The organism is Pacificitalea manganoxidans (genome assembly GCF_002504165.1).
Classification (GTDB): Bacteria; Pseudomonadota; Alphaproteobacteria; order Rhodobacterales; family Rhodobacteraceae; genus Pacificitalea; species Pacificitalea manganoxidans.
Genome location: NZ_CP021404.1, coordinates 2,128,472 through 2,152,956, shown reverse-complemented (window position 1 = coordinate 2,152,956; position 24,485 = coordinate 2,128,472). Strand labels below are relative to the sequence as shown.

Genomic DNA, 24,485 nt, shown 5'->3' with positions numbered 1-24,485 from the left:
GTCAGCCTCCCAAGAGTTGCGGCAGCCACAGTGTCAGCGCGGGGAACACCAAGATCAGCCCTACGCGCAGCAGTTCTGCCATGAAGAAAGGAGCGACGCCCTTGAACGTCTCGATCATCGGGGTGTCCTTGGCGAGCGCGGAGATGACGAACACGTTCATGCCCACGGGCGGCGTGATCAGCCCCAACTCCACCACGATCAGCGCAAGTATCCCGAACCAGATTTTCAGATCGGCGGTCGACATGCCGAAGCCCGCGCCATCCGCGCCCTGATAGAGCCCGCCGTTGAGTTCCAGCAGCATCGGCCAGAAAAACGGGATCACCAGCAGGATCATCGACAGGCTGTCCATCAGGCAGCCCAGCACGATCAGCGCCAACAGCAGCATGACCATGACCATCATCGGCGAAAATCCCGCCTCGGCGATCCATTGCGCGGCCTGTTGCGGCAGGCCGATGCGGGACATGAAGATCTTCATCAATTCCGCGCCGAGCAGGATCAGATAGATCATGCCGGTGGTGCCTGCGGTCGCCAGCAGCGCCAGCTTCATCGCCGCCCAGCCGATCCGCCCGCGAAACGCGCCGTAGATCCACACCAGCACCACACCCACGGCTGCCGCCGGGGTCGGATTGAAAAAGCCGCCATAAATCCCGCCCAGCACCAGACCGAAGATCACGATGACGGGCAGCATGCCCAGCGTCGCGGCGATGAATTCGCGCCGGTCCGCGGCGCCGCCCTTGGGCCCCGCCTTGGGGAAGATCAGGACGTAGAGCGCGATGGTCAGCATGAACAGCAGCACCGCCAGCAGGCCGGGCAGCAGGGCCGCGGCGAACATGGTGACGATGTTGGCCTCGACGATGATGGCGTAGATGATGAGCACGACGGAGGGCGGAATGAGGATGCCCAGTACCCCGCCCGCCGCAAGGCTGCCGGTGGCGAGCGCGCCGGAATAGTTGTAGCGCTTCAGCTCCGGCAGGGCGACCTTGCCCATCGTGGAGGCGGTGGCGAGCGAGGAGCCGCAGACCGCGCCGAAGCCCGCACAGCCGGCGATGGCGGCCATTGCGGTGCCGCCGCGCATCCAGCCCAGCCACGCATTCGCGCCCCGGAACAGCGCCTGCGACAGCCCGGCGACCACGGCGAGTTCGCCCATCAGGATGAACATCGGCACCACCGACAGGTCGTAGACCGAGAACTGCCCGTAGGCGAGCGTCTTCAACTGGCTCAGCAGCACGGCCGGGCCGTTGACGATGGCGATGCCGATGCCGCCGACGAGGATCATGGCATAGGCGATGGGAATACGGATCGCGATCAGCGCGACAAGCAGGGCAAGCGCGCCCAGCCCGATGGATACGGCGTCAGCCATTGCGGCCTCCTTGGGTCGCGCGGAGCGACTCGGTCAGGGTCACCAGCGACGCGGCCACCAGCAGCGCCAGCGACAGCAGGATCGGCAGATAGGCCAGCCAGATCGGCAGTTGCAGGATCGTCGTGGCATAATTGTATTCGCGCTGATCGAGCATCCCGTCGGACATCCGCCAGACGAGGATCGCGGCGAAGAGAAACGCGATGAGCGAGGCCAGCGCACGCAGCGCGGCCAGCAGCCGCGGCCCGGCGCGGGCGGTAAAGATATCTGCGGTGACATTCGCATCCGTGATCTGACAATAGGGCAGGAAAGCGAAAACCGCGATCGCGACCCCCATTTCCGTCAGTTCGAAATCACCGGGAAAGGGATGGCCGAACACCGCGCCCATCACCGAGATCATATTGACCGCGATCACCACTAGCAGGACCAGCCCGCCCAGCAATGCCCACCCGGCCACGATGCGCGCGACCGCACCGGAAAACCCGGTGCGGTCTGCGCCAAGGCGCATCTCGGTCATTGCGCGGCGTTCTTCTCGATCGCGGCGCGGGCTTCTTCGACCAGCGCGGCGCCGTCGATATTCTGGCCCGAGACCTCCTCGACCCAGCGGTCAACGACCGGCCCGAGTTTGTCCATGAACGCGGCGGTCTCGTCTTCGGTCAGGGTGATGTGGGTGTTGCCCGCATCGGTCGCGACCTTGATCCCCGCATTGTCGATGTCGCGCCAGATTTGGCCGACCTCCGCCACCCAGTCACGGTCCGACGCGTCGCGGAACGCTTTCTGGATGTCTTCGGGCAGACCGTCCCAGCGGCCTTGGTTCATCGACACCTGGAACGTGGTGGTGCCGAAGCGGGTCATGTCCGCGCCTTCGATCTGATAGTCGGTCTGATCCTGAACGTTCAGGGCGGGGATGATTTCCCACGGGATGAAGGCGCCGTCGACCACGCCTTTCGACAGGGCCTGCGGCAATTCCGGCACCGGCATCGCGACCGGGTTGGCGCCGAGCGCCTCGATCACCCATGCGCCCGTGCGGGTGGGGATGCGCAGATCGGTCCCGGCGATATCGTCGGGGCTGCGGACCTCCTTGCTGGCCATCTGGATGCCCTGACCGGCATGGACATGCAGGAACATCACCTCCAGCCCGCGGTAATCCTCGGCCAAGCTGCCATCAAACATGTCGAACATGGCAAGGTTCGTGGCGACCGGATCGTTGAGATAAACGGTCGGCAGTTCGAACGCTTCGGTGCGCGGGAACAGCCCCGGCGTGTAGCCGTTCACCACCCAGATCAGATCGACCACGCCGTCACGGGCCTGACTGACCAGTTCGGTCGGGCGCCCGCCAAGGGTCATGGACGGGAAGATCTCGATCTTTACCTGACCGCCGGAGTTTTCCTCCACCGCGCGGGCCCACGGCTCCAGCATCTGGGTCTGGGCGGGCGATTGCGCACCGAGGAAATGATGCAGACGGAAGGTATAATCCTGCGCCGAGGCGGTGCCAGCGGTAAGCGCCAGCAGCGATGCGGCAAGTCCGCCGCCGAGCAGGGTTTTATAGGTCATCTTGGTTGTCATGTTGGGTCCTCCCATTGGCCCTTGGTCAAATCGGGTAGTGCAGGGGGCCGTCCTGCACGGTGATCCAGCGGAGCTCGGTGAATTCGGCAACGCTCCAGACACCGCCGAAGCGACCGTAGCCCGAATCCTTCACGCCGCCGAATGGCATTTGCGCCTCGTCATGCACGGTCGGGCCGTTGACGTGACAGATGCCGCTTTCGATCCGTTGCGCCACGGCCATCGCGCGGGCGGTGTCACGCCCGAACACCGCAGCCGACAGGCCGAATTCGGTGTCATTGGCGATGCGCACGGCCTCGTCGGTGTCGCTGGCGCGGATGATCGCGGCGACGGGGCCAAAGCTTTCTTCGCTGTAGATCCGCATCTGCGGCGTCACGCGGTCCAGCGCGGCTGCGTTGAGGATCGTGCCCTCGCCGCCGCCCGCGATCAGCGTCGCGCCTTTGGCAACCGCGTCTTCGATCAGGCCTTCGACCCGTTCGGCAGCGGCGGTGTTGACGAGAGAGCCCAGCGGATGCGCGGCCTCCAGCGGATCGCCTGCGGTGAGGCTGGCGACCTTGGCCGCGAATTTTTCGACGAACTGATCGGCGATGGCATCGACCACCACGATCCGTTCGGTCGACATGCAGATCTGGCCTTGGTTCATGTAGGCGCTAAATGCGGCAGCCGCGACGGCGGCGTCGAGATCGGCATCGTCGAGCACGACCAGCGGGGCCTTGCCGCCCAGTTCCAGCAGCGCGGGCTTCAGGTGGCGCGCGGCGCTTTCGGCGATGATCCGGCCCACGCGGGTGGAGCCGGTGAAATTGACGCGCCGCACCGCCGGGTGCGCGATCAGCGCTTCGACAATCTCGGGTGCGTCATCGGGGGCGTTGGAGATGGCGTTGACCGCCCCTTCGGGGAAGCCTGCCTCGGCCACCGCTTCGAGGATGAGCGCGTGGGTGCGCGGGCAAAGTTCGGAGGTTTTCATCACCACCGTGTTGCCGCAGGCAAGCGGCGTCGCGATAGAGCGCACGCCAAGGATCACCGGCGCGTTCCACGGGGCCATCGCCAGCACGACGCCTGCGGCCTGACGAGTGGCATAGGCGGTGGTGCCGGGGCGGTTCGAAGGCACGATTTCGCCCTTGATCTGCGTCGTGAGGCCCGCGGCCTCGATCAGCATTTCGCCCGCCAGCATGCAATTGAACCGTGCCCATGCTTCGGTCGCGCCGACTTCGTCTTTCATCGCGGCGACGATGTCATCGGTGCGCGCGCCAAGCGCATCGGCGGCGCGCAACAGGATACGCCGCCGCTCGCCCGCCGGGGTGGCGGACCATTTGGGGAAGGCCGCTGCGGCGGCATCGGCCGCGCTGCGGGCATCTTCGACAGTGGCAGCGGCGGCGCGGGTGGCGGTGGCCCCCGTCACCGGGTTGGCGCGCTCGAACGTAGCGCCGTTGCTGGCCGGAACCATCTTGCCTGCAATGAATAGATCTAGTGTATCCAAGGGTTTACCCTCCGTTTCTCATTCCGTTTTCACCGTGCTGCCGCCCAGAAAGGCCGCTTGCACGTCTGAACTTTCTGACAGGGCGCTGGCGGTGCCGTGCCCTACGATCCGCCCCGCGCCGATCAGATCGCCGCGATCTGCGAGCTTCAGGCTGGCGCGGGCGTTTTGCTCGACCATGATCCCCGTCAGGCCCGTGGCGCGGATCCCGGCACGCGCGGCAAAGTCCTGCTGCACCACGATCGGCGTCAGCCCGAGGCTTGGCGCGTCGCGCAGCAGCAGATCGGCGGTGGACGTCAGCGCCCGTCCGTTCGCCACCCTCTGCTGTGCCCCGCCGGACATGGTGCCCGCGATCAGGCTGCGGAGACGACGCGCGCGGCCATGACGTGCAGCGCTGCGCGCCGGGTAAGTCTGATCATGATGTCCTCCCACGATGACCCGATGCGCCTGTCCTCCCGACAGCGGCCCGAAAATCTCCGGGCATGGATCAGTGAATTGACGCTACTCGACGAAAGAGGATGCGAAAATGCACGGGTGTTGCTAGAAATTGCACAGATGCTGCAAATCGCGCGGCCAATTTCAGGAGTTTGTAATGCGCGTCACGACCACGGCCCGGATGCCACGGCGGCAATTGCCCGTCGCCCACGCCTTGCGACCGGGGTTGCAGAGCCGCGCGTTCGGTCTGCGGGCGGAGCGGGGCTATCTGGTCGTGGCGGTCGCGGGGGGCGGTGACATCACCAGCGGCGGGGAACTGCGGCAGGTGGATGCCCCGCGCCTGATCTGGCTGCCCCCCGGCGCGGCGCAGAAACTGTCGCTTCACCCCGGCAGCAGCGGCGAGGTGCTGGAACTGCCGGAGGCGGTGCTGGCGCGCGGGGTGCCCACGGCGGCGTTCGGGGATGAATTGCGGCGGATGCTGGCGCAGGCGCTGGTTTTGCCGCTGACCGATGCCGAGATGCGCCAGCAGTTGGCCCAGTCGCTGGCCGAGATCCGGGCGGAGCTGCACGCCTCCGAGCCGGGGCATCTGGCGATGGTCGAACATCAGTTGACACTGGTGCTGATCCGGCTGTGGCGGCTGGCGCGCAAGCAAAACATCGCGGCGGGCACGGCGGATCGCAGCCTTGCCGACAGGTTCGTGCTGCTGGTCGGGCTGCATTGCCGCGATCACTGGACGGTGGAGGATTACTGTCGGCGGCTGGAGATCGGACGCGACCGGCTGGGGCGGATCTGTCGCGCCGCGACGGGGCTGTCGCCGCAGGCCTATATCCACCGCGAACTGCACCGGGACGCGCGCGAATTGCTGCTGGGCTCGGAAATGCAGGTATCGCAGGTGGCGTTCCGGCTGGGCTTTGCCGATCCCGCCTACTTCAACCGCTTTTTCACTCGGATGGAGGGGGTGTCGCCGGGGCGGCTGCGCCGCTCCATCCGCAAACGGGAGGGGGCGGCGGATGGCTCTTTTGCGGCGTGGCCGTGAGAAGCACTCAAGCCCGCCGGGTGGCGGCGTAGACCCAGATACCCACGAGGATCAGCGAGAACAGCGCGTTCCAACCGGCCATGGAGAGGCCCCACATTTCCCAGCTGACCTGATCGCACATGATCAGGCGCGGTGCGCTGTCGGTGGCCAGCAGATCCGCCCCGCTGAGCGTGCCGAGATCCTGACCCGATCCGGTGCAGGAGGACGGGCCGGGCCACCATTTTTTCTCCACGCCGGCATGAAACATGCCGATGCCCGAGGTGATCGCGGCGGCCAACGCCCCCAGCCATGCCAAGGCCCGGCCCGCGCCGCTGCGCACCCCGATCAGCAGCGCCGCGATCCCGATCACGACCGCCGCCATATGCGGCCAGCGCTGCCAATAGCACATGGCGCAGGGCAGATAGCCCATCGCTTGGAACGTCCACGCCCCGGCCAGCAACAGGGCCGATCCGGCGGCAGCGATCAAAACGGAGAATTGGCGTGTCATAGGAACCTCACTGCGACGAAACCCGCGATCAGAATCGCGAGGAAGAGGGTGATCATCAGGCCCAGACGCCGCTCGATGAAATCGCGCACGGGCGGGCCGAATTTCCACAGCAGCGCCGCGACGATGAAGAACCGCAGCGCCCGCGCCACGATCGAGGTGACGACGAATGTGGCCAAAGGCATCGCGGTGACGCCCGACATGATGGTGATGACCTTGTAGGGGAAGGGGGTCAGCCCGGCGATCAGAACCGCCCAGAACCCGTGATCGTTGAAGCGGGTGGCGAATTCGGCCATCGCGTCGGCCTTGCCCAGCGAGGCGAGGATCGGCTGGCCCACCGCGTCAAAGGCGAACATCCCGATGCCATAGCCCAGAAGCCCCCCCAGCACGGACGCGACCGTCGCCACCGCCGCGATCAGGAAGGCGCGGTCGCGGCGGGCGATGATCATCGGGATCATCAGCACGTCAGGGGGGATTGGAAAGACCGAGCTTTCGATGAAGGATACGGCGGCCAGAACCCACAGCGCGTGGCGGTGCCCGGCCTGTGCCAAAGTCCAGTCGTAGAGGGGGCGGAACATGTTCAGGCCTCGGCGCGTTTTCGAGCCATGCACCACGCAGCGGCCGCGGGGTCAAGTGATGATCCCGGACCGGCGATCACAGACCCGCGCGGGCGCCGCTGACCCGGGACCCCAACAGAGGATCGTGACAACAGATGAAATGGCGTGGACGGCGGGGAAGCCGGAATATCGAGGATCGGCGCGGTCGATCCGGTGGCGGCGGCGGCATCCGGTTGGGCGGTGTCGGGGGCGTCGGGGTTCTGGCGGTTCTCGCCATCGGCTATTTCCTTGGCATCGATGTAACGCCACTGTTGGAGGACGGGCTGGGCGGCGGCACGCAGACCACGCAGACCCGGGAACTGACCGCGCAGGAACAAGCCGCGGGCGAATTCGTCGCCGTCACTCTGGCCGACACCGAAGAGGTCTGGACCGAGATTTTCGACCGGCAACTGGGCCGCAGCTATGACGCGCCGGTGCTGGTGCTGTTTTCGCAGCGCACCACGTCGCCCTGTGGCGGCGCGTCCGGAGCGACCGGGCCGTTCTACTGCCCGGCGGATAAAAAGGCCTATCTGGACACCGCGTTTTTCGCCACGATGCGTGATCGTCTGGGCGCGGATGGCGACTTTGCCGCCGCCTATGTCGTGGCGCATGAAATCGCCCACCATGTTCAGAACGAACTGGGCATCCTGCCCGAAGCCAATCGTGCCCGCGCGGGCGCGTCCGAGGCGCAATCGAACCGCATCAGCGTGATGATCGAATTGCAGGCCGACTGTTTTTCGGGGCTCTGGGCGCAGCGGGCGGAGGCCCGTTTCGGCTCGTTGGAGCCCGGCGATGTGGACGAGGCGCTGAATGCCGCCCGCCAGATCGGGGATGATGTGTTGCAGCGCAATGCAGGCCGGGTGCCGCAGCCGCATACATTCACCCACGGCACCGCCGAGCAGCGTCAGCGCTGGTTCGCGCGCGGTTATGAAAGCGGGGAACTGGCGCAATGCGATACGTTCAGCGCCCGCCAATTGTGACATTCCCCTTTCGCGCGGGCGCGGGGTTTGCTACCTCTGCCCGCGCGGGAATCGGAGCAGCGCGCTCCGCCCCGGCCCGAGTGGCGGAATGGTAGACGCAGGGGATTCAAAATCCCCCGCCGCAAGGCGTGCCGGTTCGAGTCCGGCCTCGGGTACCAGCTGTGTTTGCTGGTTTTTTTAAGATACTCTGGCGCCACATCCTCCAAGTCGGCTGCAAATTTCCGTCTATTCTACGGAACATTTGAGGATGAGCTTTCACACATTGACCTAAAATCGTTTCTTCATCGTGCCCATACGGCATTTGGAGGGCGTGAACTGACATGTCGCTATACATTTTCTCGACCTGCGCCCAGGTAGACGGATGGGCTTCGAGGTAACTGGCGTTAAGCGGCAGTCTATCTCCATAAAAGTTCATATTACTGCCGAAGTGGGAAACCTGATGCGAGCTTCCGGCGTCTTTTGTAAAATTCCACTTCTTTCTTTTCTTGTTGAAGCGAGAAACGGACGCATCGACCCAAGCGACTGACTCCTGTTGTGCAACTTCTGCTGCTCTGGTTGTCAACGCTACCTTGCTTAGCCAAATGGCTAAAATTTTTCGGTATGCATCTGCTCCGCTGCCCTTGAGATCTCGCCAGTAATGTATAGTTCCTTTTTCGCGACCGAAGCTTGACGGTCTGGGGATGAGGTCAAGGGCCATCAGTTGGCATGCTTCAACAGCGTCTTGCGAATGTTTCCAGGCCGGAAGATGTCGAATGCTGACATCTTTGAACTCAACGTCGATGCGCTGCCGGTTTGCAAGGCTAGCAACCTGATCCCTCACTTCGACGATGTCGGTATAGAATATCAATTTCGAGCCCGCTAGGAGCTCCAGTGTTCCGGGCAGGAGATTTTGGTAATGGCTCGCGTCACGCTTCTTATTCTCGCTCACGTGCCAAAGTCCGCTAACGTATAGTCTGTCGGGCATACATCATGTCCTTTTAAGAGCCTGCGGTTGGGCTCCAATTAGGGATAAATTAGCGGCTATCCTGCTTAAAGCACTCAGCAGTTGCAATAAGATCTTTTACGCTGACTGTTTCGCGCTGCCCCGATCCCGCATATTCAAATAATCTTCGGGGCAGCGCGTGTCGTCTGAGTAAAGCGGGCCGCTCAATAAAGCTGGCTGACCTGTTGCGGTTTCATCGACGGCAGCACCGTCACCTCGGCGCCGTGAACCGACCGGTCGTAAAGATCGATCACGTCCTGATCCAACATTCGGATACAGCCTGACGACACGGCCTTACCCAATTCCTGCGGGACCGCGTCGCCATGCACGCGGTAAAGCGTGTCTTTGCCGTTTTTGAACAGATAAAGGGCGCGGGCGCCGAGCGGGTTATCGGGGCCGGGGTCCATACCGCCATTGGCGACGGAATAGGGTTCCAGCTCCGGCTGCCGCTCGATCATTGTCGCGGGCACTTTCCAGCGCGGCCATTTGCGGGTGAACTGCAACCGCGCGGTGCCTTCCCAAGCGAAGCCTTCGGCGCCAACGCTGACGCGGTATCGCATGGCCTGTTCAGGCGATTGCACGAAATGCAGCACTGCCGCGTCAGGGTCGATGATGATTGTGCCCCGGCGCCGGTCCGGCCACGGGTTGGGCATTTCGCGCCGCCACGATTCCGGGGGCAGCACGCCTTCGGGGATGGCGGGGATGGGAAACGGCTCGGTCGTGATCGCACCGTAAAAATCCGGAAGCGGCGGGATCGGGGCGGCGGCGGGGGTCGCCACCGCGCGCGACGGGGCCTCTTCGGGGACGCGGGCGCAGGCGGACAGTCCGGCCACCGCGCCGAGCGCGGCAAAGCTGCGTCTGGTCAACATGGGTATCTCCTTGCTCAGTCAATCGGGATGGCGCGCAGGGCGCCTGTCGTGCCGATCAACCGATGCGCGGAGGGGAGCGGGGCGGTGCCTCGTCATGGCTGGGCCGCAGGGTGGTGTCCGCGGGCAGCAGGGTCGCTTCGCGTTCGGACCGGGGCAGGGTGGGCGGCACGCCGATCAGCGCGTGATCGCCGCCGCAGCCAGCGCCGGGCAGGGTCGCGGTGCGGCATCGCTGGGCGCGGATCTCGACCCGGGGGGCCGGGGCGGCGCTGGTGCTGCGCAAAACGGGGCGGCGTGCGAGTTCGACGCCGTCCAGTTCATCCACCACCATATCCGCGACGCGCAGGGTCACCTCCGGCTCCGCCACCGTGCGGGCACGGGCGTGATAGGCCCCCCATGGTAGGAGGCTGACCACCAACAGGGTCAGGAATAGGGTGCGAAGCGCGCGCATGGTCCGATCCTTGCCGCAGGCGCGCGGGGCTGTCCATCGGGCTGTCGCGAATGTGAACGGGGCCACGGACGACGGCGTAGGGCGGTCTTCGCACGCAATGGTTGTTGGCGCGCGCGGGAGGGGCGCGGACCCGGACACGCGCCGATGCTGTCTATTCATTTTGCAGTGAACGGAACGCGAGGCGCGAAATGACGTTGTCCTGCCAGAAGCCGGGACGAACCCCGGCACCCAGAAAGAAGGACGTCCCATGCATAGCCTCATCTACCTCGTCGGGTTGGTCGTCGTCGTTCTGTTTCTCGTGAACGTTATCGCCTGAAACCGGAGGAAATCCCAATGACCCATCAAGACCCCACAAACCCCAGCGCGCCCGGCAGCGAAGCGCGCGCCGATGCTGAAAACGCCGCGCGCCGTGTCGCCGATGACGCGAAGTCGCTGGCCCGTGACGCCGCGACCCGCGCCCGCAGCGAGGCCGAAAGCCGCGCCGAAAGCGCCAAGGACAGCGCCGCGTCGGAAATCAGCGGTATCGCGGACGGTCTGCGCAAGGCCGCCGAATCCATGCGCAGCGGCTCCCCGCAGGAGCGGACCTTTGGCCAGATCGCCGAAAGCCTTGCCGATGCGTCCGACGCCGTGCGCGACCGTGACATCGGTGAGCTTGCCAGCGAAGTCAGCAACTTCGCCCGGCGCAATCCGCTGGCGTTTCTTGGCGGTGCGGCTTTGGCCGGGTTTGCCGTGACGCGCTTTGCCAAGGCCGGCACACCGCAGCCCGCCGTGTCGTCGCCCGCGACCACGCCTGCCACGACGCCCGCCGCCACGCCTGTCTCCGGCGGCATCACCCAGACCCCTGCCAGCGCCGCTCCGGCGACCGGCACCCCGGCACCCGGTGGCCCGTCCACCGCGCCCAAGATCGGAGGAGCCTACTGATGACCGACCCCAATACTCCCCATGGCGATGAGGGTGTTCGCCACCAGATCCGCGAAACCAGCGGTCTTGTGGGCGATGTGCTTGCCCAAGTGACGAAGCTGGTGCGCGGCGAGATGGACCTGTTCCGCGCCGAGGTTGACGAAAACCTCCGCAAGGCGGGCGCTGCTGTCGGCATGATTGTCGCCGGTGTGGTGATCCTGCTGACCGCGCTGAACGTGCTGGCCAGTGCGCTGGTCGCAGGACTTGTCGAACTGGGCATCGATGCCGGTTGGTCCGCGCTGATCGTGGGCGTTCTCTTCGCCGTGATCGCCGGTCTGCTGGCCAAGAAGGGTCTTAATGACCTGAAACTGAAATCCCTCGCGCCGACGCGGACCGCAAAGAACGTGCGCCGTGATGGCGAGGCCGTGAAAGAGGCGGTGTAATATGAGCGATACAAGATCAACCGACGAGATCGAACGCGAGCTGGAGCGGGATCGCGAACAGCTGAAGCATTCGGTGGAAAGCCTGCAAGATACCTTCTCGCCCGAGAATATCATGCGCACCGTCACCAGCAATTTCCGCGCCCATGGCGGCGATATCGGCAAGTCCATTTCGACCGCCGCGCGGGATAATCCGCTGGCCCTCGCCTTGACCGGCGTTGGTCTGGGGTGGCTGATTTTCGGTCAGGGGCCGAGCGCCGATCGTATCGAGGATCGCGCCCGTGACCTGAGCCGCCGCGATCCGGCAAAGGGCACCCGTGCCGGGCGTCGTGACGCGCGCAATGACGCGTTCATCCCGCCGCGCGGTCCGGTGCCTTCGGGCGATGGTCCGGCGTGGTTCACCGATGCGGGGCATGGTCCGACGGCAAGCCAGCGCGCCCGCGCCGGTCTGCACAACGCCCAAAGCGCGGCGAGCGATAAGATGAGCGCCGCCGGGGATCGCGTGTCCGATGCGGGGGCCCGTGTCGGCGCGGCTGGTCGGTCGGCAAGCGACAGCGTGCGGGCCGCCGGGGCCAGCGTCTCGGACGGTGTGTCGCGCGGCGCAGGCCGGGTGCGGGATCGGTCCGAGGCGATTGCGCGGAGCCTGTCCGAAGGCACCGAAAGCCTGAGCGAAAGCGCGCGTGAGCGCATCATCGCGGCCCGTGAACGTGCCATCGAGGCGCGCGAGCAAGCGGGGCGCTACGCCTCCCGCGGGGTCGATCAGGCGCAGGACTTCTTCGAGGAGCATCCGATCGTCGCAGGCGCGCTGGCCTTTGCCGTGGGTGCCGCCATTGCCGGGGCGCTGCCGCGCACCCGCATGGAGGACGAGCATTTCGGAGAGGATAGCGACCGCCTCTACCATGAGGCCGAAGCGATCTTTGCCGAAGAAAAAGCCAAGGCGCTGCGCGTCGCGGATGCCGCGATGGGCGAGGCCCGCAAGCAGGGTGAGAAAGCCCGGTCCGACGCCGAGGATGTTGCGCGTTCGGTGAAAGACACCGCCGACGACAAGACTCAAGGCAGCGGTTCCGCCGCCGATGCGGTCGTCGACCGTGCGGAAGATTCCGTGCGCCGGGTGGCCGAAGCCGCCAAGTCCAAGGCCGAGGAAGAGAAGCTGGGCAAGCCCGGTTCCTGATCTCGACCCCTGAAGTAGTTACAGAAGCGCCCGCCCCATTCGGCGGGCGCTTTTCGTTTGGCGTCGCGTGATTCGGATGGCGGGACTGGGTCACAGTTTCGCCACATTTGCGCCCCGATCTGGTGTGGTTTTGGGCAGATTAGGGCAGGGGCCCAAAAATTTTTTCATCCTGCGGCGGTGCGGGTTGGGGCGTGAACAATCCTGCGATGTCGGGCAGTCAGCAGTGCCTGATCGGGCGCGAGATGCGCGATTTCTTCTTAATATATGCAATTTGCAATCAAAGGCGGTGGCGCGTTGGTTCCGCAGCGGAAACAATCAACTCAACCTAAGCGCGCAAATTGCTGATCGGCATGACTTTATGGGCGAGAATGTGCTTCGTTCGCGGCTGAAATGCGGCAGAAATATGCTGGCCCGGTCGGTCCTGCTGACCTATAACTTAACGTGCCCGACTGGGGGGTGACATATCTGGCTGCGGGGGCGGCCGTTTCGGAAACCGGCGTTGGCGTGTCTATGGCGCGTCCGGCCGACCGTCACGTCTGTCTCGCGTGTCTGCAGGATACCCGAGCATATAACGGATAGGACCGCGGCTTGCCCGTGGCGCCGGCTGCCTTGGGCGCGTGACAGTCTGCTGCGATCTTCGTGCGGCGGTTTCAGGGACGGCTTCACCGCATCCGGGATGATCTCTCTGGGGGCAGTCAAGGAAGCTGCTCGTGTCTCGCACCACCCGATTTTTCAGCACCGCTGCGTCGCGGACCGGATCGTTTCCGGTCGCGCTGCTGTGCTGCCGCACCGGTGGCGCAGATCGTGCGGCGCGCCTTGGCACCAGCCGCCCCGGCGCGGCGGCCTGCCGTGAGGTCAATCCGAGTTTCATGGTCCGCCGCGCTTTTGTCGCCGTATCTGTCCGACCCCGTCACGCCACTGCCGCGATCTTGCGCCATTCACGCCTGTGCCCGCTGAGGCACGCCGTCCGCCCAGCGTTCATGTGAGGATTACCGATTATGACCTACCGTTCCGATGACCATCACAGCCGTGATCACGACTACAAGACCGACTGGGACAAGTGCGACAGGGACGATGACGACGACGTCACCTCCAGCTGTGGCGACGTGGATGTCACGCTGAAAACGCCCGACGGCCACGGGGATGCGGGGTTCAAATGGTATAACGGGGTGCTCTGGTCATCGCCGGGCTGCAACACGTCGAAAGCCTATGTCGACTTCTCCGAGCCGGTCGAGAATGTGACCTTTGCCATCTATGACGTCGATGCGGGCCGGGGCTGGGATGACCGGGTGACGGTCATCGCCAAGGATGCCGAAGGCAATGTGCTGCCGGTGACTTTCTCGAACCTCACTTCGCACCATCAGGTCAACGGCAACACCATCGAAGGGGGCGGCAACGTCAATCCCGGCGTGGACGGGTCCGGTGCCGCGGACAGCGTGACAGTGACCATCCCCGGCCCGGTTTCCTCGATTCAGGTGATCCATACGGACGGTGACAGCAGCAGCAGCGCGGGCACGATCGGCCTGTCGGAATTTGCCTTCGATTGCATCGACGACGAAGACAACGAGCCGCAGCTGCCCCGCGACGGTCTGGTCGAAGGCACGCTGGCCGGAGATCTGATCGACGCGGCCTATGCGGACGACCCCGAAGGCGATTTCATCGACAATTCCGACGCGCTGCTGCCCGGCGAGGCCCCGCAGGACGATATCGTGCTGGCCGGGGATGGCGACGACACGGTGCTGTCGGGCGCGGGGGATGACGAGGTCTATGCAGGGTCCGGCAGCGACACGGTCCGGGGCGGCGAGGGCGATGACGTCATCTATGGCGACAGCAACGGCACCCAGTATGACGGCGGCGGTGCGACGAGCGCGGCGACCGACACCGGCGCGGGCGACGACGTCCTCTATGGCGAAGCGGGGAATGACACGCTTTATGGGGAAGGCGGCAATGACCGCCTGCATGGTGGCACGGGCGACGACACCATCTATGGCGGTGACGGCGATGACACCGTATTCGGCGGCGAGGGCAACGACACGATCTACGGCGAGGCCGGGAACGACACGCTCTACGGCAATGGCGGCGACGATTACATCGACGGTGGCGCAGGCGACGACTATATCCGTGGCTCCGCCGATAATGACACGCTGCTGGGCGGTGACGGTGACGACGACATCAACGGCGAAGGTGGCGAAGACACCATCGACGGCGGTGCCGGGAACGACACCATCAAGGGCGGCTCCGACGCGGACAACATCACCGGCGGTTCGGGCAATGACACGATCTACGCCATGGGCGGCGACGATGTTGTCGATGGCGGCGACGGCGACGACTACATCGATGGCGGTGGCGGCGACGACACGCTGAAGGGCGGCGCGGGCAACGACACGATCATCGGCAACAACAACGCCGACCTGATCTATGGCGGTGAAGGCGATGACCTGATCCGCGCGGGCGCCAGCGACGATAAGGTCTTCGGCGGCGCGGGCAATGACGAGATCTACGGCGAGGCCGGGAACGACACGCTCTACGGCAATGGCGGTGACGATTACATCGATGGCGGCGCGGGGAATGATTTCATCCGTGGCGGTGCCGATGACGACACGCTGCTGGGCGGTGACGGTGACGACGACATCAACGGCGAAGGCGGCCGGGACACCATCGACGGCGGTGCGGGCAATGACACGATCCGTGGCGGATCGGACGCTGACAACATCACCGGGGGATCGGGCAATGACACGATCTACGCTATGGGCGGCGACGATGTTGTCGATGGCGGCGACGGTGACGACTACATCGACGGTGGCGGCGGAAACGACACGCTGAAGGGCGGCGCGGGCAACGACACGATCATCGGCAACAACAACGCCGACCTGATCTATGGCGGCGAAGGTGATGACCTGATCCGTGCGGGCGCAGGCGATGATAAGGTGTTCGGCGGTGAAGGCGCGGATGAGATCTACGGCGAGGCCGGGAACGACACGCTCTACGGCAATGGCGGCGACGACTACATCGACGGTGGCGCAGGCGACGACTACATCCGTGGCTCCGCCGATAATGACACGCTGCTGGGCGGTGACGGTGACGACGACATCAACGGCGAAGGTGGCGAAGACACCATCGACGGCGGTGCCGGCAACGACACCATCAAGGGCGGCTCCGACGCGGATACGATCAAGGGCGGCTCCGGCAATGACACCATCGACGCGATGAGCGGCGATGACGTTGTCGATGGCGGCGCGGGCGATGACATCATCAAAGGCGGCGCGGGCAATGACCGCATCACCGGCGGCGATGGCTCTGACACCGTGTATGGCGATGATGGCGACGATTACATCAACACCGCCGCTCCGAATTCCGCCAATCCGCTGCCGGACCGTGGCTATCCGGGGCTGTTCCCGGGCGATGCCGATCCCAACAACGATCGCGACTATGTCGAAGGCGGCAACGGCAACGACACGATCATCACCGGCGATGACAACGACACCATCTATGGTGGTGCGGGCAACGACCGGATCGATGCCGGGTTCGACGATGACTTTGTCGATGGCGGCAAGGGCGATGATTACATCGTCGGCGGCGAAGGCTCCGACACCATTTATGGCGGCGAGGGCAACGATACGATCTATGGCGGTCTGGACCCGGCCTTCCCCGACAGCCTGAATGTGCCCGACGATACCGACGAGCGCCCCGATAACGGGCGCGACGTGATCCATGGCGGCGACGGCGATGACCGGATTTTCGGTCAGGATGACGATGACGAAATCTACGGCGATGCCGGAAACGACTATATCGACGGTGGCATCGACGACGACACCATCTATGGCGGCGCTGGCAATGACACGATCATCGGTGGCGAGGGCGAGGATACGCTCTTTGGGGGCGATGACCGCGATCTGTTCCTTGGCGGCAATGGTGGCGACCATGTCGACGGCGGCTCGGGCGGCGATGATTTCGACACGCTGGATCTGACCGGGTCCAATGTGTCGTCCATCACCTACACGTCGGACGACCGCGAAGATGGCATCGTCAACTTCGCCGATGGCTCCACCATGACGTTCGAGGAGATCGAGAATGTCATTCCTTGCTTCACCCCCGGCACGCTCATCGCGACGCCGATGGGCGAACGCCGGGTCGAGGATCTGCGCGAGGGCGACCGGGTCATCACCCGCGACAACGGCATTCAGGAAATCCGCTGGACCGGGCAGAAGCTGCTGGATTGGGATGGCCTGCGCCAAAGCCCGCATCTACAGCCGGTGCTGATCCGTGCCGGATCGCTGGGCAACAACCTGCCCGAACGGGACATGCTGGTGTCGCCCAACCATCGGATGCTGATCGCGTCGGACCGGGCGAGCCTCTATTTCGAGGAGCGCGAGGTTCTGGTCGCGGCCAAGCATTTGCTGAACCACGACGGGGTCGAGCGGGCCCGCGCCACGCAGGCGACCTACATCCACTTCATGTTCGACAACCACGAGGTGGTCCTGTCCGACGGCACATGGACCGAAAGCTTCCAGCCCGGCGACTATTCGTTGAAGGGCATGGATCAGGACCAGCGTGCTGAGATCTTCGATCTGTTCCCCGACCTGCGCCAAGCCGAGGGCCGCACGGCCTACCAAGCCGCGCGCAAGACGCTGAAACGGCACGAGGCGGTTCTGCTGGTAAGCTGAGCTGGGCGCTCCGCGAGATATGTCGGGAGCGCCCCCTTACCGCTCAGCGCATCCGCTCTCGGACAAGGCCGAAGGCCGCGAGAGCGAGCGCCTGCCCGCCCCGGCGGGCTGGCGCTTTGTCATCTTGCGCTAACCTCGGAGCGGGAAAGGGCTTGGCTGGGATAAAGCGCGCCGGTCACCTGTTGCAGCGCCACCCCACGGGCAGGCCTGCGGTGCGCCTGAAAGGTCAGCGTTCCACAACGACCGAACCCAGCGCTTCCGCTCTCGGACAAGGCCGCAGGCCGCGAGAGCGAGCGCCTGCCCGTCCCTGCGGGCTGGCGCTTCGCCATCTCACGCTGACCTTAGAGCGTGGAGGTATGTGGGTGGGATAAAGCACACCCGCTCGGATGTTGCAGCGCCACCCCACGGGCAGGCTTCGGTTGCGCCAGAATAACTGCGTTTTCTGATACCATGGAGTAAATCCTCGAAATCTCCCTATTTCGCGGATCACCCGGCGCGGAGCGCCTCGGTCCCCGGTCCATCCACCAGCCCGGCCCTGTCCACCGCCACGCCGAACATGTCGCGCGCCTGCGTCGGGGTGTAGCGGCCCAAGCGGACGTCTTCGGCGACCAGCGACGGATCGCGGGTCAGCGGGTTGCCGTAGCCGCCGCCGCCGGGTGTGCCCACGCGCACGCGGTCGCCAGCCTTGAGGGGGATGTCTTGTGCCTTGGACAGGTGCGGCGGGGTAAAGCTCTGGCCGCCTTGGGTAACCACCACGCTGTTGACCGCGCCATCCGCCCCGCCAAGCGCGCCTTGGGGCCCGAAGCGCCCGTGATCCATGACGAAGCTCGCCCGCGCTTCGCCCCGGCGCAACTCGACCTCGTAATCCAGCCCGAACCCGCCGCGATGCTGGCCCGCGCCGCCGGACCCTTCGCGCAGGGCGTAGCGGTGATACAGCACCGGGAATTGCTGCTCCATGATTTCGACCGGCGGCGCTTTGGAAATGCCGATGGTGGAACAGCCATTGGAGATGCCGTCGCCGCCCGCATAGCCGCCATAGCCCCCGCCGGAAATCTGATACATGACGAAGTTGCGCCCCTCTTCGGGGACCGACCCGCCGAGCGCGAAGTTGCCGGAGCTGCCCGCAGGGGCAGCGGTGACACGGTCGGGCAGGGCCTCGACCAGCGCCGCAAACACCGCCTCGGCGATGCGCTGGCTGACCTCTGCCGCGCAGCCCGACACGGGGCGCGGATATTGCGCGTCAAGGAATGTGCCCTCGGGGCGGGTGATCTCCAACGGCTCGAACGCCCCGGCGCTGATCGGCACATCGGGGAAGATATGGCGCATCGCGAGGTAGACGGAACTGTGTGTCGTCGCCAGCACCGAATTCATCGGCCCCATGCAGGGCGGCGAGGAGCCTTCGAAATCGAATCGCAGTTTGGTGCCATCGGCATGGATCGCCAGCCGAATCTCCAGCGGCGTATCCACCACGCCATCGCTGTCGACATAGGCGGTGGAGCGGTAGGTGCCCGGCGGGATCAGCGCGACATTGGCGCGCATCTGATCGGCGGCGCGGCGGCGCAACTCCGCAATGGCATCGCGCACGGTGGCGTCGCCGTAACGGTCCAGCATCCGGGTCAGCCGGGCTTCGCCGACATAAAGCGCGGCGGCCTGTGCCTTTACATCACCGATGCGCTGATCGGCGACACGGATGTTGGAACAGATGATCGAATAGATCTCCTGATCCAGTTCACCTTCCTTGAACAGCCGAACCGGCGGCAGGCGCAGACCCTCTTGCTCGACACTGGTGGCGGAGGCTGAAAACCCGCCCGGCACCGCGCCGCCCGTATCGGGCCAATGGCCGGTATTCGACAGCCAGCAGAAAATCTCGCCCCCCCGCCAGACCGGCATGGCAAACCGCACATCCATCAGATGCGTGCCGCCCAGATAGGGGTCGTTGACGATATAGATGTCGCCCGGCTTCGGCGCGGCGGCGCGGCCCTCGGCGATCATCGAAATCAGGGTGCGGGTGCTGTATTGCATGGTGCCGACGAACACCGGCAGCCCTTGGGAGCCTTGGGCGATCAAGCTGCCATCTTGGGCCGAATAGATCCCGTCGGAGCGGTCATTGGCCTCTGCGATCACCGGCGAGAACGCGGCGCGGGAGAAGCTCAGATCCATCTCGTCGCAGACCTGTTGCAGCCCGGACTGGATCACCGACAGGGTGATCGGGTCCAGCGCGGCGGCATCGGCGGCGGGGGAGGATGTCGGGTGAAGGCTCATGCGGCGGTGCTCCCCAGCGTGATGATGATATTGCCGTCCCGGTCCTGATCGGCGCGGTCGCCCGGCTCCAGCACGATGGTGGTGTCCATCTGCTCGATGATCGCGGGACCGGTGAGCTGCGCGTCGAGCGGCAGGTGATCGCGCCAGTAGATCGGCGTTTCGACCCAGCCGTCGAAATGCACCTGCCGTGTGCCGGTCTGGGCCTCCGTCAGCGTGGGTTTGCGGCCTTCGGCGTCGATCAGCTTGGCCAGATCGATCTCCGCCCGGCGCCCGATGACAGAGGTGTTGACGTTCACCAGTGCGGGCCGGATTTCGGGCAGGTTGACCTGAAACCGCTTGAAATACGCTGCCTCGAACGCCTGTTGCAGCGCGTCTCGGCTGGGCGTGGGGCCGGGCAATTCGACGCGCAGCAGGTGGGTCTGGCCGATGAACTGCATCTCGACGTTGCAGATGACGCGGATTTCTTCGACCTCCACCGCTTCGGCGCGGATCGCGGCGGTGCCCTCGGCGATCTGGCGGGCAAAGATCGCGTGCACCTCCTCCATATCGGCCTGATCGAGCGGGCGGTTCACCGTCTGCACGAAGTCATGGCGCAAATCGGCCACCACGCATCCCAGCGCATTGGTGATGCCGGGCCGCGCCGGGACCAGCACGCGCGGCACGCCCAGTTCCCGCGCGATTGCCGTGGCGTGGAGCGGCCCCGCACCGCCAAATGCAAACAGCGCGAAATCGCGCGGGTCTTCGCCCAGCGAAATGGACACCATGCGCACCGCATCGGCCATCCGCGCCGTGCCCAGCCGCAGCACCGCCGCCGCTGCCTGCACCGGGTCCAGCCCCAGTGGCGTGCCCAGTTTATCTGCAAAGGCCGCGCGGATCGTGTCCAGCGACACAGGCGAGGACTGCGCGTTGAGTTTGTCGGGGTTCATCCGCCCCAACAGCAGATTGGCGTCTGAGATCGTGGGCTCCGTGCCGCCGCGCCCGTAGCAAATGGGGCCGGGGGTGGAGCCTGCGCTTTCAGGACCGACCTGCAACAACCCCGCCGCCGTCACCCGCGCGATGGAGCCGCCGCCTGCACCCACGGTGCGCACATCGACCATCGGCACATGGATCGGCATCGCATATTCGACCTCGATCTCGTGGCTCACCGCAGGCTCCGCGCCGCGGATCATCGCCACATCGGTGGAGGTGCCGCCCATGTCATAGGTCAGCAGATCGGGAATGCCCGCACGCCGCCCGGTATAGGCCGCGGCCATCACGCCAGACGCCGGGCCGCTCATCACCGTCTTAGCGGCCTCGCGCGCGACGATCCGGGCGGAAACCATGCCGCCATTGCCGTTCATCACCAGCACGTCATGGCGGTAGCCGCGTGCCGCCAGCGTATCGGCCAGCCGCTCGACATAGCGCCGCAGCAGCGGCTGGACCGAGGCATTGACCGCCGCCGTCACCCCGCGCTCGAACTCGCGGCTTTCCGACAGCAGCGCGTGGCCCATGGTGATATTGCCGTTGGGCCAGATCTCGGCGGCGATTTCGCCTGCGCGCAACTCATGCGCCGGGTTGGCATAGGCGTGGAGGAAATGGATCACCAATGCTTCGCAACCCTCCGCCACCAGTGCGCGCAATTCATCGCGCAGAGCGTCTTCGTCCAGGTCGGTCAGCACGGCGCCGGTGTAATCCATCCGCTGCGGCACCTCGCGGCGCAGATCGCGGGGGATTAAAGGTTTGAAATCACCCTTCATCCCATAGGCTTGCGGGCGGGTGCGGCGGCCCAGTTCCAGCACGTCGCGGAAGCCCATGGTGGTGATCAGCCCGGTCTTGCACAGGGTGCGTTCCAGTACGGCGTTGGTCGTTGTCGTGGTGCCATGCACGATCAGGTCGAGCGCGGCGATATCGACATCCGCCGCATCCAGCGTCGCCACCACGCCAATTGCCTGATTGTCGAGCGTCGTCGGCACCTTGGCCAGCCGCACTTCGCCCTTCGGCGCGTCATAGAACACCAGATCAGTAAAGGTGCCGCCGACATCGACCCCGGCCACGATGCCAGCGCCAGCGGACTTGGTTTCGGATTTATCTACAGTCACTTGCGTCTCGATATTCATGCGTTGCTTTCGGCGATGGCGGCGCGGATGCGGTCCGGCGTGGCGGGCAGGTGGCGGATGCGGATGCCGGTCGCATCCGCGATCGCGTTAAGCACAGCGGGCGCGGTCGGGATCAGGCAATGCTCGCCCAGACCCTTGGCGCCATAGGGGCCGTGCATGTCGCCGCTTTCGATGATCAGCGTCTCGATGGGGGGCACGTCGCCGATGGTCGGGATCAGGTAGTCATGCAGGTTTTCGGTGCGGCCGGGCAGGAATTCCTCCATCAGCGCCAGCCCGATGCCTTGGGCCACGCCGCCCTCCACCTGACCTTCGACCAGCAGCGGGTTGATGGCCCGGCCCAGATCATGGGCGGCGGTGATCTTCAGCAGCTTGACGGTGCCGAGATCCAGATCGACCTCCAATTCGCACATCTGCGCGGTGGTGCCGAACACCGCATAGGGGTCGCCTTGGCCGTTGTCATCCAGCGGGGTGGTCGGCGGATCGTAGCTTTCCACCGCTTCCAGCGCGTAATCGCCCACCGGGTCGGGCAGGGTGACGCGGCGCGGCTCACCGCCATCGCTGAGTGTCAGTCCTTCGGGCCCGGTGCCGATCATCGCGGCGTCAGAAACATTGCCCAGCCGCAGGATCTGCGCGCGCAGCGCCTCGCCACAGAGCCGCGCGGCATTGCCGGTGATGAAGGTCTGGCGGCTGGCCGAGGTCTTGCCCGCGTCAGGCGTCACATCGGTATCGGGGCCGATGATCGTGATCGCATCGGGGCTGACCCCCAGCGCGGTGGCGAAGATCTGGGTGATAACGGTATTGGCGCCCTGTCCGATATCGACCGCGCCCTGATGCAGCCGGATCTCGCCCTGCGGCGTCACGCCCGCGCGGATGGTCGAAGGGTTCGAGATCGAGGTGTTGCCGCAGCCATACCAGCCGCCCGCCACGCCGATGCCGCGCCGGATGCGCAGGCCGTCTGCCGCTGCGCGCGCGTTATAGGCGGCGACCTCGGCCTGCGCGCGCTCCCATGCTGGGATCAGCGCGTCAAAACAGGCATCGATCCCCATGCCGCGCTCGAACACTTGCCCCGTTCCGGTGGGATCGCCGTTTTGCAGGCAGTTCATCCGGCGGAAGCGCAGCCGGTCGATGCCAAGCGCAAGCGCCATCTCATCATAAAGCTGCTCCTGCGCCACCGCCGATTGCGGCACGCCGAAGCCGCGAAACGCCCCCGCTGGCGCGCAATTGGTATGCAGGCCGAAACTTTCTGCCCGGTAATTGGGGGTGCGATAGGGGCCGGAGGCATGGATCGGCACCCGGTTCGCCACAGTCGGGCCCCAGCTGGAATAGGCGCCGGTGTTGAAATCGCCCTTGAAATCGGCGGCGACAATCCGGCCCTCGGCATCCGCCCCGATGCGCATATGGATCGCCGAAGGATGCCGCTTGGTCGAGGAGCTGATCGATTCCACCCGCGTCAGGGCCAGCCGCACAGGCACCCCCAACCGCCACGCGGCCAGCGCGGTAAAAGGCTGGGTCGTCAGGTCAAGCTTCGATCCGAATCCGCCGCCGACCGCCGTGGGGATGATCCGCACCGCGTCTTCGGGCAGGGCCATGATCCGGGCCAGCGCTTCGCGGTTCATGAAGGGGGCCTGCGTGCAGCACTGCACCTCGATCCGGTCGCCCACGCGCCGGGCCACGCTGGCCTCTGGCTCGATATAGCCATGTTCGATGAAACCGGTCGAAAAATTGCCCTCCACCACATGCGCGGCCTGTGCCAGCGCGGCGTCGGTATCGCCCCGATTGACCCAGCCGCGGGTCATGATGTTCTCGGCCCGGCCTGCATGCAGCAGATCGCCGCCGCGCGCCTGAGCGCTTTCCAGCACCGGGGTCAGTTCCTCCCATGTCACGGGGAAGTCGGCCATTGCCTCCAGCGCGGCGGGATCGCCCACGACGCAGGCGACCGGTTCGCCCCGGAACCGCGCTTCGCCCTCGGCCATGACCGGCTGGTCGATGAAGCCCGGAATGACGCCAAAGCTGTTTTCGCCGGGAATGTCAGCGGCCGTCAGCACCAGCGCCAGCCCGTTATCGGCGCGAAACGCTTCCAGATCGCCGAAGCGGAACCGCGCGCGGTGGTGGGGCGAGCGGATCACGCGGGCATAGAGCGCATCCGACGGGGCGACATCATCGGCGAAGCGTTCGGTGCCCGAGACCTTAGCCCAGCCATCGAGCCGGGGCATCGCGGTGCCAACACCGCCCGCGGCGGGGTTGGGCAGATCCGCGCCTGCATCCAGAACCGCGTCAATGATCTTGCGATAGCCGGTGCAGCGACACAGCACGCCGCCCAAGGCATCGGCGACCTCCGTTTCACCCTGTGGCGGGCCTTGGCGCAGCAGCGCCACGGCGGATACCATCATGCCGGGCGTGCAGATACCGCATTGCGCCGCTTGCCGTGCTTGGAACGCCCGTGCCAGCCCCTGCGCCAGCGGATCTTGCGCCACCAGCCCGCTCAGCGTCTCGACCCGGCGGCCTTCGGCTTGCCCGGCGGCGGTGATGCAGGCACAGACCGGCGCGCCGTCCAGCAGCACGGTGCAGGCCCCGCAATCGCCCGCATTGCAACCGATCTTGACGTCCTTTGCCCCGGCGCGATCGCGCAGCACCTCCGACAGCCGGTCGGTGGCGCGGGCGGGCAGGGCGAGCGTTTCGCCGTTCAGCGTCAGGGTGATCTGCGGATGGGCAAGGTCGAGCGACATGG

General features: G+C 65.5%; 18 protein-coding genes and 1 tRNA gene. 7 read left to right on the top strand and 12 right to left on the bottom strand.

The window, feature by feature from the left end; all coding sequences use genetic code 11:
* Position 1 precedes the first annotated feature (1 nt).
* From CBW24_RS09795 to CBW24_RS09775, 5 genes are read right to left on the bottom strand one after another with little or no spacing between them, the layout of a single operon-like run.
* Positions 2–1,360: a TRAP transporter large permease gene (locus CBW24_RS09795; protein ID WP_088661804.1), complete on the bottom strand. Its 1,359-nt coding sequence runs from the start codon at positions 1,358–1,360 to the stop codon at positions 2–4.
* The gene (locus CBW24_RS09790) at positions 1,353–1,874 is read right to left on the bottom strand and encodes a TRAP transporter small permease (RefSeq protein ID WP_232529674.1); all 522 of its coding nucleotides are present in this window, start codon (positions 1,872–1,874) and stop codon (positions 1,353–1,355) included. The genes CBW24_RS09795 and CBW24_RS09790 overlap by 8 nt, the downstream gene beginning before the upstream one ends.
* On the bottom strand, positions 1,871–2,923 hold the full coding sequence (locus CBW24_RS09785) for a TRAP transporter substrate-binding protein (protein WP_232529672.1): 1,053 nt from the start codon (positions 2,921–2,923) through the stop codon (positions 1,871–1,873). Before CBW24_RS09785 ends, CBW24_RS09790 begins: the two co-directional genes overlap by 4 nt.
* A 25-nt stretch (positions 2,924–2,948) precedes the next feature.
* On the bottom strand, positions 2,949–4,397 hold the full coding sequence (locus CBW24_RS09780) for an aldehyde dehydrogenase (protein WP_097373472.1): 1,449 nt from the start codon (positions 4,395–4,397) through the stop codon (positions 2,949–2,951).
* 18 nt (positions 4,398–4,415) lie between these two features.
* Positions 4,416–4,712: an ATP-binding cassette domain-containing protein gene (locus tag CBW24_RS09775; protein WP_157773188.1), complete on the bottom strand. Its 297-nt coding sequence runs from the start codon at positions 4,710–4,712 to the stop codon at positions 4,416–4,418.
* A gap of 274 nt (positions 4,713–4,986) precedes the next feature.
* On the opposite strand from CBW24_RS09775, the gene CBW24_RS09770 reads away from it, so the two are divergent.
* The gene (locus CBW24_RS09770; RefSeq protein WP_097373470.1) at positions 4,987–5,865 is read left to right on the top strand and encodes a helix-turn-helix domain-containing protein; all 879 of its coding nucleotides are present in this window, start codon (positions 4,987–4,989) and stop codon (positions 5,863–5,865) included.
* Positions 5,866–5,872: 7 nt separating this feature from the next.
* On the opposite strand, the gene CBW24_RS09765 is transcribed toward CBW24_RS09770, so the two are convergent.
* Together CBW24_RS09765 and CBW24_RS09760 are read right to left on the bottom strand one after the other, a co-directional pair.
* Positions 5,873–6,352 carry a disulfide bond formation protein B gene (locus tag CBW24_RS09765; RefSeq protein ID WP_097373469.1) on the bottom strand — a complete coding sequence of 160 codons (480 nt, stop codon included), beginning with the start codon at positions 6,350–6,352 and terminating at the stop codon, positions 5,873–5,875.
* Positions 6,349–6,927: a YqaA family protein gene (locus CBW24_RS09760; RefSeq protein ID WP_088661809.1), complete on the bottom strand. Its 579-nt coding sequence runs from the start codon at positions 6,925–6,927 to the stop codon at positions 6,349–6,351. Before CBW24_RS09760 ends, CBW24_RS09765 begins: the two co-directional genes overlap by 4 nt.
* Before the next feature lie 134 nt (positions 6,928–7,061).
* On the opposite strand from CBW24_RS09760, the gene ypfJ reads away from it, so the two are divergent.
* Complete coding sequence (gene ypfJ, locus CBW24_RS09755) at positions 7,062–7,925, top strand: KPN_02809 family neutral zinc metallopeptidase (protein ID WP_097373468.1); 864 nt, start codon at positions 7,062–7,064, stop codon at positions 7,923–7,925.
* A 74-nt stretch (positions 7,926–7,999) separates the two neighbouring features.
* Positions 8,000–8,083 (top strand) — tRNA-Leu (locus tag CBW24_RS09750).
* Between the two features lie 988 nt (positions 8,084–9,071).
* Here CBW24_RS09750 and CBW24_RS09745 read toward each other — a convergent pair.
* Both CBW24_RS09745 and CBW24_RS09740 read right to left on the bottom strand, forming a co-directional pair.
* Positions 9,072–9,776, bottom strand: coding sequence for a L,D-transpeptidase (locus CBW24_RS09745; protein ID WP_097373467.1), 705 nt, complete (start codon positions 9,774–9,776; stop codon positions 9,072–9,074).
* Between the two features lie 55 nt (positions 9,777–9,831).
* The gene (locus CBW24_RS09740; protein WP_097373466.1) at positions 9,832–10,224 is read right to left on the bottom strand and encodes a hypothetical protein; all 393 of its coding nucleotides are present in this window, start codon (positions 10,222–10,224) and stop codon (positions 9,832–9,834) included.
* A gap of 333 nt (positions 10,225–10,557) precedes the next feature.
* Between CBW24_RS09740 and CBW24_RS09735 the strand changes: the two genes are divergently transcribed.
* From CBW24_RS09735 to CBW24_RS09720, 4 genes are all read left to right on the top strand, one after another.
* A complete protein-coding gene (locus tag CBW24_RS09735; RefSeq protein ID WP_088661813.1) occupies positions 10,558–11,145 on the top strand; it encodes a hypothetical protein in 588 nt (195 codons plus the stop codon).
* Positions 11,142–11,567, top strand: coding sequence for a phage holin family protein (locus tag CBW24_RS09730; protein WP_374708983.1), 426 nt, complete (start codon positions 11,142–11,144; stop codon positions 11,565–11,567). The genes CBW24_RS09735 and CBW24_RS09730 overlap by 4 nt, the downstream gene beginning before the upstream one ends.
* A 1-nt stretch (position 11,568) precedes the next feature.
* A complete protein-coding gene (locus CBW24_RS09725; protein WP_097373465.1) occupies positions 11,569–12,735 on the top strand; it encodes a DUF3618 domain-containing protein in 1,167 nt (388 codons plus the stop codon).
* A gap of 998 nt (positions 12,736–13,733) precedes the next feature.
* Positions 13,734–17,399 carry a Hint domain-containing protein gene (locus CBW24_RS09720; RefSeq protein ID WP_088661816.1) on the top strand — a complete coding sequence of 1,222 codons (3,666 nt, stop codon included), beginning with the start codon at positions 13,734–13,736 and terminating at the stop codon, positions 17,397–17,399.
* Positions 17,400–17,885: 486 nt separating this feature from the next.
* On the opposite strand, the gene CBW24_RS09715 is transcribed toward CBW24_RS09720, so the two are convergent.
* From CBW24_RS09715 to CBW24_RS09705, 3 genes are read right to left on the bottom strand one after another with little or no spacing between them, the layout of a single operon-like run.
* Positions 17,886–19,661 carry a hydantoinase B/oxoprolinase family protein gene (locus CBW24_RS09715; RefSeq protein ID WP_097373464.1) on the bottom strand — a complete coding sequence of 592 codons (1,776 nt, stop codon included), beginning with the start codon at positions 19,659–19,661 and terminating at the stop codon, positions 17,886–17,888.
* Entirely contained in the window at positions 19,658–21,757 is a 2,100-nt protein-coding gene (locus CBW24_RS09710) for a hydantoinase/oxoprolinase family protein (RefSeq protein WP_097373463.1), read from the bottom strand. Before CBW24_RS09710 ends, CBW24_RS09715 begins: the two co-directional genes overlap by 4 nt.
* Positions 21,754–24,483: a molybdopterin-dependent oxidoreductase gene (locus CBW24_RS09705; RefSeq protein WP_097373462.1), complete on the bottom strand. Its 2,730-nt coding sequence runs from the start codon at positions 24,481–24,483 to the stop codon at positions 21,754–21,756. The genes CBW24_RS09710 and CBW24_RS09705 overlap by 4 nt, the downstream gene beginning before the upstream one ends.
* Between the last annotated feature and the right edge of the window lie 2 nt (positions 24,484–24,485).

Bases quoted from the DNA above. Each gene is read 5' to 3' on its own strand.
- CBW24_RS09795 (WP_088661804.1), bottom strand. From the start codon at position 1,360: ATGGCTGACGCCGTATCCATCGGGCTGGGCGCGCTTGCCCTGCTTGTC.
- CBW24_RS09790 (WP_232529674.1), bottom strand. From the start codon at position 1,874: ATGACCGAGATGCGCCTTGGCGCAGACCGCACCGGGTTTTCCGGTGCG.
- CBW24_RS09785 (WP_232529672.1), bottom strand. From the start codon at position 2,923: ATGACAACCAAGATGACCTATAAAACCCTGCTCGGCGGCGGACTTGCC.
- CBW24_RS09770 (WP_097373470.1), top strand. From the start codon at position 4,987: ATGCGCGTCACGACCACGGCCCGGATGCCACGGCGGCAATTGCCCGTC.
- CBW24_RS09765 (WP_097373469.1), bottom strand. From the start codon at position 6,352: ATGACACGCCAATTCTCCGTTTTGATCGCTGCCGCCGGATCGGCCCTG.
- CBW24_RS09760 (WP_088661809.1), bottom strand. From the start codon at position 6,927: ATGTTCCGCCCCCTCTACGACTGGACTTTGGCACAGGCCGGGCACCGC.
- ypfJ (WP_097373468.1), top strand. From the start codon at position 7,062: ATGAAATGGCGTGGACGGCGGGGAAGCCGGAATATCGAGGATCGGCGC.
- CBW24_RS09745 (WP_097373467.1), bottom strand. From the start codon at position 9,776: ATGTTGACCAGACGCAGCTTTGCCGCGCTCGGCGCGGTGGCCGGACTG.
- CBW24_RS09740 (WP_097373466.1), bottom strand. From the start codon at position 10,224: ATGCGCGCGCTTCGCACCCTATTCCTGACCCTGTTGGTGGTCAGCCTC.
- CBW24_RS09735 (WP_088661813.1), top strand. From the start codon at position 10,558: ATGACCCATCAAGACCCCACAAACCCCAGCGCGCCCGGCAGCGAAGCG.
- CBW24_RS09725 (WP_097373465.1), top strand. From the start codon at position 11,569: ATGAGCGATACAAGATCAACCGACGAGATCGAACGCGAGCTGGAGCGG.
- CBW24_RS09720 (WP_088661816.1), top strand. From the start codon at position 13,734: ATGACCTACCGTTCCGATGACCATCACAGCCGTGATCACGACTACAAG.
- CBW24_RS09715 (WP_097373464.1), bottom strand. From the start codon at position 19,661: ATGAGCCTTCACCCGACATCCTCCCCCGCCGCCGATGCCGCCGCGCTG.
- CBW24_RS09710 (WP_097373463.1), bottom strand. From the start codon at position 21,757: ATGAATATCGAGACGCAAGTGACTGTAGATAAATCCGAAACCAAGTCC.
- CBW24_RS09705 (WP_097373462.1), bottom strand. From the start codon at position 24,483: ATGTCGCTCGACCTTGCCCATCCGCAGATCACCCTGACGCTGAACGGC.